Source organism: Glutamicibacter sp. AOP5-A2-18, assembly GCF_052446055.1.
GTDB lineage: Bacteria > Actinomycetota > Actinomycetes > Actinomycetales > Micrococcaceae > Glutamicibacter.
Genome location: NZ_JBQSVW010000001.1, coordinates 758,268 through 771,328, shown reverse-complemented (window position 1 = coordinate 771,328; position 13,061 = coordinate 758,268). Strand labels below are relative to the sequence as shown.

Sequence of the window (13,061 nt, the reverse complement as noted above, 5' to 3'; positions counted from 1 at the left end):
CTATATGAACAATAGTGCAACAAGCGAAACTGAGGTACCTTGCGGGGCACCAACGCTTAGCGATCGCATGCAAAAAACCAAAACGGCCATCACCCGCCACTGTCGCGAGTTGACCGCAGATCTTGGATTTACTGGGTTCACTATTGAAAATGTTTGCGAACGCGTAGGCATATCGCGTCGCACCTTCTTCAACTACTTCCCCAGCAAGCTTGATGCCGTCTTTGGCCATGAATCCGATGCTTTGCCAGAGGGAAGCATTGAACGTTTTATGGCCGCACGTCCTGAAGGCATTGAAGGAATCTCCCCAACATTGCTGGCCGACTTGGTGGAATTAGTCCTTGAACGACTAAGCATCGATGAGAACGAGATCGTGAGCACTCACGGGTTCTTCACCATGGCCCACCGCGAACCGGAGCTACTCCAACACATGGTTCAGACCGGCCCGAAAAAAGAGGCAAAGTTCCGTGAGCTCATCGCTTCGCGTGAAGGAGTGGATCCCCAAGATCCACGACTCAGCAGCCTGATGCACATCCTGAAACACACCATGCTTCAAGCTATCGATGCCTACGTTGCAGGATCCGGGAAACGCTCACTTAGCGAAGAATTCCTGAATTTGATGTCCCAAGTTCAAAGCATCATGGGCCAGCAGCTACGTCGCACCAACGACTAAAAACTTTTCGCACAAAATCTCGCAAGGATAAACATGGCTACAACCGTTAGTTCCCGGAAAACCCCGGGCGACGCGCCACTGGTATTAACTCAGCGGCGCATCTGGATCATCTTCTCGGCCCTGATCGCAGGCATGCTCCTGTCCTCACTGGACCAGACCATCGTTTCCACCGCGATGCCAACCATCGTTGGCAAGCTCGGTGGCGTTGAGCACCAGGCCTGGATCACCACTGCCTACTTGCTGGCAACCACTATCGTGATGCCGATTTATGGCAAATTTGGCGACGTCCTTGGGCGACGCAATCTGTTCCTAATCGCTATTGCCCTGTTCACCTTGGCATCGGTTGGCGCAGCCTTCTCCACCACCTTCTGGATGTTCGTGATTTTCCGCGCCCTTCAAGGTCTGGGTGGCGGTGGCTTGATGATCCTGTCGCAGGCCATCATCGCTGACATCGTTCCCGCTTCCGAGCGTGGCAAGTACATGGGTCCACTAGGTGGCATCTTCGGCTTGTCCGCAGTCGCCGGCCCACTGCTGGGTGGATTCTTCGTTGACCACCTCACTTGGGAATGGGCTTTCTACATCAACATCCCTGTTGGTATCGCCGCTTTCGCCATTGCATGGTTCGCACTGACCCTGCCAAACAAGAAGGCCGAAAAGAAGATTGACTACTTCGGTGTTCTACTGCTGTCGATTGCAACTACCTGCTTGATCTTCTTCACCGACTTCGGTGGATCTGCAACCCACGGTTGGAACGCACCGGAAACCTGGGCATGGGGCGCAGGACTGGTTGTTGCTGCTTCGTTGTTTGTCTTTGCTGAAGCCAAGGCACAAGATCCAATCATCCCGCTGAGCCTATTCAAGAACCGGGTCTTTATTACCGCCACCGCCATCGGCTTCACCTTGGGTATTGGCATGTTCTCGGCAATTGCCTTCGTACCAACCTTCCTGCAGATGTCCTCGGGCACCTCGGCTGCGGTATCCGGCTTGCTGATGGTTCCAATGATGGTCGGCATGATGGGTACCTCCATCTACTCCGGTATCGCAATCTCCAAGTCCGGTCGATACAAGGCGTACCCAATTGCGGGCACCCTGGTGACCATCGTGGCACTGCTGGCTTTCACCACGCTGACTGCTCAGACCCCACTGTGGCTGATCTGCGTTTACCTCTTCGTATTGGGCGCCGGCATGGGTCTGATCATGCAGGTTGTTGTCCTGGTGGTACAGAACGCGGTGGATCCCGAAATGATCGGTACCGCAACCTCGACCAACAACTACTTCCGTGAAGTTGGCGCTTCGCTTGGTGTTGCGATCTTCGGTGCGCTATTCACCAACCGCCTCTCCGAGAAGCTGATGGACGTGTTCTCCGGTGCTGGCGCCAACGCTGCCGAAGCTGGTCAAGCAACTTCGTCTTTGGACCCACAAACACTTTCCTCGTTGCCTCAGGCACTGCGTGACGGCATCGTGGATGCCTACGCAGGTTCGTTGGCTCCAGTGTTCTGGTACCTGGTTCCATTCCTGGTTGTCGCGTTTGCTTTGGCACTGTTCCTCAAGCAGATTCCACTGTCCGACACCGCCGGCATGGTGGCTCGTGGCGAGGCTATCGGCGGCGAAGAAGCAATCGCTTACGAAGAAGCCCACCTCGTACAGCACACTGATTCGGTTGACCCGGCCTTAGAGGCCGAAGGCTCTGTCCTCGTAGCTGAAAAGCCAACAGGCGAAGCCGATAGCGACATCAAATAAGACTGCCTTAGCCTGTAGCTAAAGCGTCGAAAGGCAGCTGGGGTGCGAACCATTATTGGTTCGCACCCCAGCTGCCTTTTCTTTTGTCTCTACGCGAAGTAACCACCGGGACGCGGATCCAGCGCCCACGCCAAGGCTCGTTCGTGAAGTGGAGGTAGTTTTGGACGGTCCGCTAGGTCGAAGTAACCCACTTCAAGGTTTTCATCATCGTTGATTTTTGCCTGTCCAGAAACGTGGCGTGCTCTAAAGACGATATCTAGATACTGGGCGTGATCCCCATTGGGATAAACGGTCGGGGCTGTCACCCCAACACCAATCAGATCCGTAACTTCGCACGATACCCCGGTCTCTTCTAAAACCTCTCGCGCAGCCGTCAACGATGGTTCTTCGCCGGGGTCAATGATTCCCGCTGGCAGGGTCCACAACCCGTTATCCGCGCGACGAACCAACAGAACTTTATTATCTTGGAAAACCACGACTTTCACCCCCGAGAGCCAAAGCATTTCGTGTCCAATATGCGTACGAAGACTAGTGATGAATTCCGGAGTTGCCACAATTTCATCGTGCCACAAGCAGCACCGCTAAGGCGCCAATGATCATGAACGGTCCGAAAGGAACAGCTGATTTTAAGGTCAGCCTTCTAGCAATCACTCCCCCAAGAACCCACAGCGTAGAGAGCACAAAAGTTACCAACGTGGCCAGAAACAAGGACGCCAACGAATAGTAGCCAAGATTTATCCCGAGAACAGCGGCAAGTTTTACATCTCCCATGCCCATTGCTCCTAAGGACACGACACTGATCAACAGGTAGGCGCCACCAAGTAAGACCAGACCCAGGACCCCTTGCACGATGCCCAACCCATCGCCGCGTGCGATGCCCAAACCTACGATCACTAGGGTGCTGGCTACCAGCCAATAGCCCACCAGCCGGTTGGGTAAACGGTGGCTGGAAATGTCCTCCTTTGATAACAAGAATCCAAAGATCACAAAGCACAGCAACTGGAGCGCAACTAGGACGCCGATGACCGGTCCTTCGTGGGATACGCTCCAAATCTCTGACATGTAAAGAGCATAGGCAACTTCTGCGTCCAGTGGGAGAAGGAGATTGCCCTTGTGAATAATAGGGGCACTCCTACAATTGAAGTATGGACGTACCATCAGCTCCGCTTTACTTCCCCGGCCATCCGATTCCCGATTCGGCCACCCGGCGAAGGTACCGCGCGCTGGCTCGTTCGGCCCCTTGGCTGAGCACTTCAATAAACCTAGAAATTCAGGTGCCAACGCAGCTGGCGCAACAGCAACTCAATTTGGCCGGCACCGTCACGGTAAAAATCCGTGGGCGCGAAGCCATCGCTGTGCACAGCGCTGAAGGCGAACTGCTCTTCCAAAAGGAAACTTTCAGCGCGCAACGAAGCCGCGGGTACGTGGCATCAACCAACGCTTCCTGGCAGTTGCCTTCCGAACTAAGCACTCCAGTGTTCACCGCAGATCAATTGGTCCTTCGACGACCTGAAATCTCCGGGTTTGGCACGCTGCTGCCAATAGGGTACTGGCAAGCAATTCTGGATCCAGTAGAACTTGCTGGCGCTGAACCAGCTTCGCTGGATTTGGCTTTTGATCACCCGACGTATATCCATGAGGCCGTCGAGCTGATCCATGAGGGTCGCCCTGCACTAGCCGCCGTGCTCAGCGCCGGACATACTTATCAACCTGCAGTCGCCCACTGCCCACTCGTGCCAGAAAACACCCGCACCTTGGTGGTCTTAGATCAGAGCACGGGAACTTGTCTGCTGCGAAAGGTACTAACTGAGGATGGTTCGGCCCCGGTTGCTCCCGATCTAACGGCTAGAGTCATTGCGCAAGACGAGTACTACATCAATTCTCAGTTCCAGAAAGTTCACTGGCTAGATCAGCCGACCGTCAATCCCTAAGGTTCTCGAACCCTAAGGACCCCGTTCCACAGCTCGCAATAGCGTGGGCTCCCCCTGTCCCGTTGTTCTTTGGGACAGGAGGAGCCGGAGAACTATCGACGGTTAGGGAAGAGTTGGCGAGTCCAGCATTTGGGTCACCAACGCGGCGATAGCAGAACGTTCAGATCGAGTCAGCGTTACGTGGCCGAACAGCGAGTGGCCCTTGAGCTGCTCCACCACCGCGGCGATACCGTCGTGTCGTCCAACATGCAGGTTGTCGCGCTGGGCCACATCGTGGGTCAACACCACTTTTGAATTCTGACCGATGCGCGAAAGCACCGTGAGCAGCACATTGCGTTCCAGTGACTGAGCCTCATCAACGATGACATAAGAGTCATGCAGGGAACGGCCTCGAATGTGCGTGAGCGGAAGGACCTCGAGCATGCCACGTTCCATGACTTCATCGATGGCGTTCTTTGACACGATTGATCCGAGAGTATCGAATACCGCTTGCGCCCAGGGGCCCATCTTCTCACCTTCGGAACCGGGCAAATAGCCTAGCTCCTGGCCGCCCACGGCATACAGCGGACGGAACACCGTGATCTTACGATGTTCTCGACGCTCCAGCACCGCCTCCATGCCGGCACAGAGCGCCAGCGCTGACTTACCGGTACCGGCGTTACCACCGAGGGATACAATCCCCACCGAAGGATCCATGAGCAAGTCCAATGCGATGCGCTGTTCTGCGCTGCGGCCATGTAGTCCAAACGCTTGCTGGTCTCCGCGAACCAATTTCAACGTGGTGGCGTCGGTCTTGCGAGCCAAGGCGCTTCCGCGCGTTGAGGTGATGACAAAACCGGTATTGATCGGCGCATCAGCGACGGCTTTAAGGTTCAAGAGCTGTTCGTGCTCATAAAGCGTCGCCATGGACTCTTCGTCAAGCTCTAGCTGTTCAATGCCGGTCCAACCGGTGGAGGCGATCAGCTCGTTGCGGTACACCTCTGCGTGCAGCCCCATGGCTGATGCTTTGATTCGCATCGGCAGATCTTTGGTCACTAGGGCAACGTCGAGACCGGAATCCAAGAGGTGTTTTGCCACGGCGAGAATACGGGCGTCGTTATCTCCCGAACGCATTCCTACCGGAAGCACGTCAGGGGCAATATGGTTTAGTTCGATGCGCAGCGTGCCACCGGAAGAAGAGACGGGAACCGCTTGGGCTAGTCCGCCGTGGTTGGCAATCAAATCATCAAGCAGGCGCAAGGCTTGACGTGCAAAGTAACCCAGCTCAGGGTCTTTGCGTTTCTGTTCCAACTCGGTGACCACGGTTAATGGAATCACCACATGGTGCTCTTCGAAGTGGAACATTGCTTTCGGATCTGAAAGCAAAACCGAGGTGTCAATGACGTAGGTTCGTACACCTTGTTCGGCAGTTCGGCTCATGGCAGCGCACCCAATCTCGAATCCGGCGTGAGGAATTTCCCCACGCGTCAGTGGGGAACCCCAACACCGGATGTCCAAGGCGTTTCCGGCAGTGGTACCGGCTTGCGCTGCTTTTGGTCATCTAGTGCGGAACCCTTCAGTCAGCTAGGGCTTGATGCCCCGGCCTTATGAACACCATAGACCTGTGAAGGTCACCAGTAAGCAACAGCTGGGTAACGATTATTTTAACTCTGCGCGCTGCAGAAAGTTTTGAGACGCTAAACCGAGAAAGAAACTAGGCGCCGAATCGGCGTTGGCGATCCGCAAAGTCGCGCAAGGCTCGCAGGAAGTCAACACGGCGGAAGTCAGGCCACAAGGCTTCGCAGAAGTAGAACTCTGAGTACGCACTCTGCCAGGTCAAGAATCCGCTCAGGCGCTGCTCACCGCTGGTGCGGATAACCAAGTCTGGGTCTGGCTGACCTTTGGTATACAGGGCCGATTCGATGTCGTCGGTGGACAGGTTTTCGGCCAGCTCTTCGATGGTGCGTCCGTTATGGGCGGCCTGCCCCAAGAGCTCTTTAAAAGCATCCAAGATTTCACGGCGTCCGCCATAACCGATGGCCACGTTCACGTGGACACCAGTACGGTTTGCGGTAATGGTTTCCAAGGCGGACAGCTTCTGAGCCAATTGAGGTGGCAGCAAATCCTTGGCGCCAACCTGTTGAACTTTCACCCGGTTGGTTTCGCCCAGTCGATCCAGGGTTCCACCGATGACTTCCAAGAGGTCTCGCAGTTCGCTGGCCTCGCGGTTCAGATTGTCGGTGGAGAGCATGTAGAGCGTGACCATCTTGATGTTGAGGTCTTCGCACCAGTCCAGGAATTCAAGAATCTTGTCTGCTCCGGCCTGATGACCGGCCATGGTGGGCGAACCGGCAAGCTTGGCCCAGCGCCGGTTGCCATCGACCATAACCCCGATGTGGTGAGGGAGCTTGTCGGCAGGCAGTGACTTCGCCAAGCGCCGTTCGTAGTAACGATACGCAAGGTTGGGAAGCTGCACCGTGGCACTGCCTTTCAATCGATTCAAAAAGTCTAGGTTCTAAATCTACCGCGAATCACTCGTTGCTTTGCGGATCTTGCAATCCCAGCAGTCCAAAGACACTCCTCGCTCACCGTTTTTTCGCCTAGTTGTTGTGGCTCACGCGCAGCAGCTCCAGTAGATCTTCAATGGATTCAACCGGCATTTGGCACAGTTCTTCACGGCAGGGTTGAATCTTCAGTGTTGAGCCTGAACCGGCGAGCTGCGGATCGTGATGGGCATTGAGGTCTAGGGCCCAGGCGATATTGCGCACTTGCGCAGCTTGAGGACCTTCCCAGTCGGAGAGTCCCACGTAGTGCACGGTGCTAGAGATGATGTTCTGGACTTCTAGGGCGGTAGCTACCTGGGTAGGCGCGTCAGCGGCCAACGCTGCAGCGTGGGCGCTTAGCTTGCGTGCGCTTTCTAGTTCTTCTGCATGGGTTTGGGAGTATTCGCCCGTGGCCATGGCCCTAATTGCATGCATAGATAACGCCTTGGCATAAAGCGCTCCGGCTGCAGGCAACGCATCGTCAAGCACGCTCACGGAAGCAACATCACTGCGTTGCGCGGTAATGCGCTCATCAGCTTGAACGCTGTCGCGTGGCACTCCAGATTCCGGATCCACAAAATCCTTGGCCCGTGCTAATAACTGTCCTGCTCGTTCGGACCATTGGTCATCTTTCGTAGCTTGTCCCAGGGCCAGGAAACCAACAGCTAGAGCGGCATAGTCTTGCAGGGTTGCTTCGTTGCCGGTGGCCGCACGCGAAGCAAAACTTACCCGCGCTAGACGTTGGGTGGATGAATCCCATTGTGTTTGCCACACACTATTTCCAACTTGCTTGGCCAGTTCTAATGCTTCTGAATTATCAAGCAGTACGGCGGCATCGCACAATGCTTGAATGGCTAGCCCGTTCCAGCCAGCGATGATTTTCTCATCGCGGACCGGCCTGATGCGTGAGGTGCGCATATTGCGTAGGGCAGTTATCAGCTCGGTGATCACAGCTTGCTCGCCAGGCTTTGGCATTCTGGCGAAGGAGAAGCAGAAGTGCTCGGCGTCCTCGGCGATAGGCGCAAAACGGATCAGCCCCTGAGGCAAAACCTGCGTCAGCGATGAAGTGACGCTGTTGATCTCTTCGCGGCTGTAGCTGTAGTAAGCGCCTTCAACTTGGGCGCCATCTCGGGTGGAATCCGCGTCCAGTGAGGCGGCAAAGGCCGGTGCTGAAGTGGAATCTACCAGCAGTTCTTCCTTGAGGAACGTGATAATTCCCCGCGCGCTGCTTGCCGCCAGTGTTGCTAGCGCTTGTGCACGAGGGGCCGATTCGCGCTGCGTATTCGAGGCAACTTCTTTGGCCAGCACCGCGCTGCGCGCAGCTAACGAAAGCAAGCCAGCATTGTCGTAGAGCATCTTTTCAAAGTGTGGGACCGACCAATTTTCATCCACACAGTACCGGGCGAATCCGCCATCAATATGGTCTTGTAATCCGCCCAAGAAAATTGCTTCAAGGTGAGTTGCTACGGCGCCAAAGGCGTCTTCGGCGGTGTCTGGACGGGTAAAGACCGAACGCCACATGGTCTTCAAAGCCCAGGTGGGAGGGAACTTAGGCGCAGGCGTAAATCCGCCTTCAGGCTTTGTTGCAGCCAGCCAGCGTTCGGTGGCAGTGCTCAGTGCCTGCGCCGCTGGTTCTGCAGATTCTAAGGACAGCAACGCACTCTGCCGGGTACCAAGTTCAGCTAGGTGATCCGCGAGCATCTGGGCTTGTTCTTCTAAGCCCTCGCGCTTGGATTCCCACGCTTGGTGCACAGCATCAAGTACTTGCCTGAAGCCAGGAGTTTTGCCGCGCTGCTGTGCTGGGTAATAAGTCCCAGCGTGCACCGCGCGTCCATCAGGCATAGCGAAGATGGTCATAGGCCAGCCACCAGCACCGGTGAGCGCTTGGGTGGCCATCATGTACGTGTCATCCACCAAGGGGTGCTCTTCACGGTCCACCTTGATGGCCACAAAATTTTCGTTGAGTAATTCAGCGATTTGGGGATCGTCAAAAGATTCGTGGCTCATCACATGGCACCAGTGGCACGCGGCATAACCGATGGAGAGCATCACTGGTACATCGCGCAACCGAGCCTGTTCAAAGGCTTCGTCCCCATAAGGGAACCAGTCCACTAGTTGATGCGCATGTTGTCTAAGATATTGGCTGGCAGCGCCAGCGAGTCGTTGAGCCACGCAATAATGCTATCGCGCAGCTCACACAACTGTTTACCGCTCTTCGCTGGTCTTAGGGTCGATCGGCTCTTCAGGCTCCTGAAGTTTGCGTTCGTTGCCCTTGGTAACCATTTCCTGCTGCTTGGCTTCAGCTTCCGAGGTGTAGCGCACCCGGCGAACACGGCGAACCATGTCACGGATAAGGAAAATCACTGCGATGACCATGACCGCGGTGAAAATAAATCCAAGGAATCCGGGACCGTAGTCGCTACTGGTCTCCGTGCCCAATTTGGTGGTCTCGGAGGCTACTGCGAAGGACGCGAAAATCGTATTCACGATATACGGACAACTCTTTTCTACAACTGGGAAGTGCTTAGTGCTATCTTAGTCCGGCAAACAGGTCCGACTCGGGCAACTCGGTAGCCACCTTCGAAGAGATCAAGGTGTAATCCTCCCACGGCCAGCGCTCTGCGTACACATGTTCAGGGACCGCGAAGAAGAAACCCTCCGGGTCAATCTGGGTTCGGTGAGCCAGCAACGCTTGATCACGCTGCGAGAAAAAGTCTGCGCAGTGAATCTGAGTAGTGGTCGTATGTGGTGAAACCCACTGGAACATCTGGTTATCTTCATCGGTTTCCCACTGCGCAACACGTTCTGCGTACGGGGACTCGATGCCGGCCTCGACCATCGCGTAGTGCAATGCGCGGAAACGGTCCGGTGCAAAAGCACGGTCGTAGTACAGTTTGCCTACCGACCATGGCTCCCCCAGTTCTGGGTACATCTCTGGGTTATCGGCATGCTCAAATGCGAAGGTTGCCACCTTGTGGCTGTGGATGTGATCCGGGTGCGGGTAGCCACCGTTTTCGTCATAAGTAGTGATGACATGTGGACGGAATTCGCGGATCAGCTTAATGATGCCAGCGGCAGCCACCTCCACTGGTTGCAGCGCAAAAGCGCCAAAAGGAAGTTCCGGTAGCGGGTCACCTTCAGGCAGGCCGGAGTCAACGTAGCCGAGCCAGCGGTGCTTAATGCCCAGCACCGAAGCGGCTTCTGCCATCTCGGTACGGCGAACCCCTGGTAGATCGCGGTGCGCGTGAGCCAACTCGCCTGCAGCTGCATTAAGAATGTCGCCACGTTCGCCGCCTGTGCAGGAAACGACCATGACCTCAGCGCCGGCGTCAACGTAGGCAGCCATGGTGGCAGCGCCCTTCGAAGATTCATCATCCGGGTGCGCGTGAATCGCCATGAGACGCAAACCCTGCGATGGGGCAATTTTCTTCACGTTGTGAATCTCCACTTATCTACTTTCCTTCGTCACTATGCTGCACAGTCGAAAATATTGATGACTGTCCACCAGTCATAACAACTGATACTCGACTGCCGGTTATTCCCGATTCAGCTCAGGCGGTAAACTTGTCGAAGGAACCAACATACGGCATTCCCTGTTCAAATGCCGCCAAGGCATATAGAGAGTGGTGCAAGACAAGCAATGTCTGATCCAAGCTTAACGGCTCGCTACAACAACCCCAAGAAACGCAACCTCAGCAAACCAGCACGTAACTGGCTTATTGGCGCTGCGCTGAGCATTGGTGTTGTTGGCGCTGCATACGTCGGGTTCAATAACTACAGTGCCATCACGGCTCAGGACGTGAACTTTGAGGTTGTTTCTCCAACCTTGGCCAAGAGCAGCATCATCGTTGAGTACAACTCCAAAGATCGTGTCCAGTGTGATATCCGGGCCATGAACGAGTCCAAAGCCGTTGTCGGTTACAAGACCGTGTTGCTTGATCCAGGCGAGCAGTCAGGCGTGATCAAACAGCAAATTGATGTTGACCTCCATACCGACAACCTTGCGGTGACATCCGGTGTTGAATCCTGCTACAAGGTTCCGCAGAACTTCAAGGGTTAATATTTCTGCCAGTTCATTCCCTAATAGCTGAACCTATTGGGCTTAAAGCGTTTTGGCGACTACTATCGTTGAAAAGATACGTTTTACCCCGCATCGGTGAATGAGTCAGCTTAGAACTGTTTCATGTAGCTGGCGGGGTCTTTGCTTGCAACGCTAGAACAACGCAAGCCCGCGAAACCGTACCGAATTCGACTTCGTCGACGCCACCTCACTGGTGGCGTTCGGCTTTTGTGGCTCTTTGAGCCTCAACGGCCGCCGCGAAGTCCTAACTGACCAAAGGAAGTACAACGTGAGCACCAACAGCAACGAACCTGTCGTTTGGCTGACTCAGGAAGCCTTCGACCGCCTCCAGACCGAATTGACCTTCCTCTCCGGCCCGGGACGCGCCGAGATCGTTGCGCGTATCGAGCAGGCCCGTTCCGAAGGTGACCTCAAGGAGAACGGTGGCTACCACGCCGCTCGTGAAGAGCAGGGTAAGGCCGAAGCCCGCATCCTGTACCTCAAGGACCTACTGCGTCGCGCCAACGTTGGCGAAGCACCTGCCGATGATGGCATCGTTGAACCAGGCATGATGGTTGTTGCCAACATCGCTGGTGACGAGACCTCATTCCTCTTCGGTTCCCGCGAAGTTGCTGGCGACACCGATCTGGAAGTTTACTCGGAGCAGTCGCCTATCGGCGTAGCCGTTCACGGCGCCAAGGTTGGCGACAAGCTTTCCTACGTGGCTCCAAACGGCCGAGACATCAAGGTCGAAATCATCTCGGCTAAGCCTTACCAAGCTTCCTAATAAAGCTAATAAGCACAAAGTCCACGGGCCGCTAACTCAATTGAGTTAGCGGCCCGTGGACTTTTATGCGTTGAGATTAGCCGACTGATCCGCCGGCGTTGTTAGTGATCTGTGGATCAAATCCCTCGGCACGAAGATTATTGAGCACTGCCTTGGAATGTTCGTGTCCCTTGGTTTCCAGATCAATGGTGATGGCCACGTCGCCCATGGACAACGAGCCACCGATACGGGTGTGGTCCAGGCGCGTCACGTTGGCATCTGATTCAGCGATGATACGCGAGATCTGAGCCAGCGCGCCGGGACGATCCGGAAGCATCATTCGCACGGTCAAGAATCGCCCGGCCGCCGACAGACCACGCTGAATAACCTTGAGCATCAGCAACGGATCGATGTTGCCGCCCGAGAGGATCACCGCGGTGGTCGCTGGATTGATTCCATGTTCTTCCAGACGGTTCTCCAGCAGCGCGGCAACACCCACGGCACCAGCTGGTTCAACCACCAGCTTGTTGCGTTCTAACAGGACCACCAAGGCGCGAGCTAGTGCGTCTTCAGATACTGTCACCACATCATCAACAAGTTCCTTGATGATGGTGAACGGCAGTTGCCCTGGCTTGCCCACTGCAATGCCGTCAGCGATAGTGTGCACGGTATCCAGCGGAACTAATGCGTCAGCTGCCAGTGACGGTGGGTAGGCTGCAGCATTTTCTGCCTGCACACCAATCACCTTGATGGTTCGTCCCAGTTCTCGCGCTTTTTCCTTCAACGCAATGGCTACACCGGCAAGCAGACCGCCACCGCCGACGCCCATAAGAACCGTTTCCACTTCTGGAAGTTGTTCTAGTAGCTCCAGGCCGATGGTTCCCTGGCCGGCGATGATGTCCGGGTGGTCAAAGGGGTGAACAAATACTGCGCCTGATTTATCGGCGAAGCGCTGGGCTTCGGCCAGTGCTTGGTCCACGGTGTCTCCAAAGAGCACTACTTCCGCACCGTGATCGCGAGTGGCGGTGAGCTTGGGCAGTGCAACTCCACGAGGCATGTAGATACGAGCCTTGATACCCAGCTGGCTGGCGGCCTGCGCTACGCCTTGGGCGTGGTTACCGGCGGAAGCTGCGACAACACCGCGTGCTTTCTCTTCATCGCTGAGTTTGGACATGCGAACGTAGGCGCCTCGCACCTTGAAGGATCCGGCACGCTGCATGTTTTCGCATTTGAGAAAGACTTCGGCACCAATGTGCTGGGACAGTACCCTGGAATGCTCCACAGGGGTCAAAGCAATAACTGGCTTCAAGACCTGGGCAGCGGACTCGATGTCGGCCAGGGTGATTGGCAACTTAGTTTCTGTGGTCATGGC

The 13,061-nt window shown here is 55.5% G+C and carries 13 protein-coding genes; 5 read left to right on the top strand and 8 right to left on the bottom strand.

From position 1 onward, the window contains the following. Positions 1–67 precede the first annotated feature (67 nt). Positions 68–670, top strand: a complete 603-nt coding sequence (locus ACT3RW_RS03695) for a TetR/AcrR family transcriptional regulator (protein WP_242632578.1) — start codon at positions 68–70, stop codon at positions 668–670. Between the two features lie 33 nt (positions 671–703). Continuing rightward, positions 704–2,410: an MDR family MFS transporter gene (locus ACT3RW_RS03690; RefSeq protein WP_444612851.1), complete on the top strand. Its 1,707-nt coding sequence runs from the start codon at positions 704–706 to the stop codon at positions 2,408–2,410. A gap of 89 nt (positions 2,411–2,499) precedes the next feature. Here ACT3RW_RS03690 and ACT3RW_RS03685 read toward each other — a convergent pair whose 3' ends face one another. After that, positions 2,500–2,895: an NUDIX domain-containing protein gene (locus ACT3RW_RS03685; RefSeq protein ID WP_444612850.1), complete on the bottom strand. Its 396-nt coding sequence runs from the start codon at positions 2,893–2,895 to the stop codon at positions 2,500–2,502. A gap of 73 nt (positions 2,896–2,968) precedes the next feature. Next, on the bottom strand, positions 2,969–3,472 hold the full coding sequence (locus tag ACT3RW_RS03680; RefSeq protein ID WP_165477365.1) for a prepilin peptidase: 504 nt from the start codon (positions 3,470–3,472) through the stop codon (positions 2,969–2,971). 83 nt (positions 3,473–3,555) lie between these two features. Between ACT3RW_RS03680 and ACT3RW_RS03675 the strand changes: the two genes are divergently transcribed. After that, positions 3,556–4,341: a hypothetical protein gene (locus tag ACT3RW_RS03675; protein WP_444612849.1), complete on the top strand. Its 786-nt coding sequence runs from the start codon at positions 3,556–3,558 to the stop codon at positions 4,339–4,341. A gap of 102 nt (positions 4,342–4,443) precedes the next feature. On the opposite strand, the gene ACT3RW_RS03670 is transcribed toward ACT3RW_RS03675, so the two are convergent. From ACT3RW_RS03670 to mca, 5 genes are all read right to left on the bottom strand, one after another. Then, complete coding sequence (locus ACT3RW_RS03670) at positions 4,444–5,760, bottom strand: PhoH family protein (RefSeq protein ID WP_131090186.1); 1,317 nt, start codon at positions 5,758–5,760, stop codon at positions 4,444–4,446. A gap of 274 nt (positions 5,761–6,034) precedes the next feature. Continuing rightward, positions 6,035–6,796 carry an isoprenyl transferase gene (locus tag ACT3RW_RS03665; RefSeq protein ID WP_444614610.1) on the bottom strand — a complete coding sequence of 254 codons (762 nt, stop codon included), beginning with the start codon at positions 6,794–6,796 and terminating at the stop codon, positions 6,035–6,037. A gap of 124 nt (positions 6,797–6,920) precedes the next feature. Next, positions 6,921–9,035: a thioredoxin domain-containing protein gene (locus ACT3RW_RS03660; RefSeq protein WP_444612848.1), complete on the bottom strand. Its 2,115-nt coding sequence runs from the start codon at positions 9,033–9,035 to the stop codon at positions 6,921–6,923. Between the two features lie 33 nt (positions 9,036–9,068). Further along, on the bottom strand, positions 9,069–9,350 hold the full coding sequence (locus tag ACT3RW_RS03655; RefSeq protein WP_131090188.1) for a hypothetical protein: 282 nt from the start codon (positions 9,348–9,350) through the stop codon (positions 9,069–9,071). A 43-nt stretch (positions 9,351–9,393) separates the two neighbouring features. Next, positions 9,394–10,260, bottom strand: coding sequence for a mycothiol conjugate amidase Mca (gene mca, locus ACT3RW_RS03650; RefSeq protein WP_131090376.1), 867 nt, complete (start codon positions 10,258–10,260; stop codon positions 9,394–9,396). Positions 10,261–10,503: 243 nt separating this feature from the next. Between mca and ACT3RW_RS03645 the strand changes: the two genes are divergently transcribed. Together ACT3RW_RS03645 and greA are read left to right on the top strand one after the other, a co-directional pair. Continuing rightward, the gene (locus ACT3RW_RS03645; RefSeq protein WP_444612847.1) at positions 10,504–10,923 is read left to right on the top strand and encodes a DUF4307 domain-containing protein; all 420 of its coding nucleotides are present in this window, start codon (positions 10,504–10,506) and stop codon (positions 10,921–10,923) included. Positions 10,924–11,212: 289 nt separating this feature from the next. Further along, positions 11,213–11,710, top strand: a complete 498-nt coding sequence (greA, locus tag ACT3RW_RS03640) for a transcription elongation factor GreA (RefSeq protein ID WP_131090190.1) — start codon at positions 11,213–11,215, stop codon at positions 11,708–11,710. Between the two features lie 76 nt (positions 11,711–11,786). Here greA and ilvA read toward each other — a convergent pair whose 3' ends face one another. Next, positions 11,787–13,058 (bottom strand): threonine ammonia-lyase, encoded by a 1,272-nt coding sequence (ilvA, locus tag ACT3RW_RS03635; RefSeq protein ID WP_131090191.1) that lies wholly within the window; start codon positions 13,056–13,058, stop codon positions 11,787–11,789. Positions 13,059–13,061: the final 3 nt, after the last annotated feature.